This window comes from Paraburkholderia sp. BCC1885 (genome assembly GCF_900996235.1).
GTDB lineage: Bacteria > Pseudomonadota > Gammaproteobacteria > Burkholderiales > Burkholderiaceae > Paraburkholderia.
In genome coordinates this window covers 1-518 of record NZ_CAAJGM010000094.1, presented here as the reverse complement: position 1 = coordinate 518, position 518 = coordinate 1, and the positions used below count along the sequence as shown (strand labels likewise).

1 protein-coding gene is annotated in these 518 nt (G+C 67.6%); it reads left to right on the top strand.

Features of this window, described 5'->3' with window-relative positions:
• On the top strand, positions 1-518 hold a 518-nt coding region (locus FQ755_RS07625; RefSeq protein WP_144152736.1), incomplete at both ends, for a discoidin domain-containing protein.

Sequence of the window (518 nt, the reverse complement as noted above, 5' to 3'; positions counted from 1 at the left end):
ACGGCAACCTGAACACGCGTTTCTCGTCGAACTTCGCCGACGACGCATGGCTGACCGTCGACCTCGGCAAGGAAACCGCCTTCAACCGGGTGGTGATCAACTGGGAGAACGCCTACGGCAAGCAGTTCCTGATCCAGGCTTCGCACGACAACGTCGACTGGTCGAATACCGTCTATACCCAGGCCAACGGCAAGGGCGGCATCGACGACCTGTCGTTCAACACCACGACCGCGCGCTACATCCGCCTGCAAGGGCAGCAGCGCGCGACCGGCTACGGCTACTCGCTGTTCGAGTTCGCGGTGTACAACGACCCGTCGAAGGCGGCAGGCACGGGCTCGGGCAGCACCGGCACGGGCTCCGGCAGCACGGGTTCCGGCTCGGGCAGCACCGGCTCGGGCAGCACGGGCACCGGTGGCGACACCGGCACCCAGCAACCGGCCAGCCCGTTCGTCGAGCAGCCGGCCAACCAGGCGGTGCCGGCCGGCCAGCCCGGCCACTTCGCGGTGATGATGTCGGGT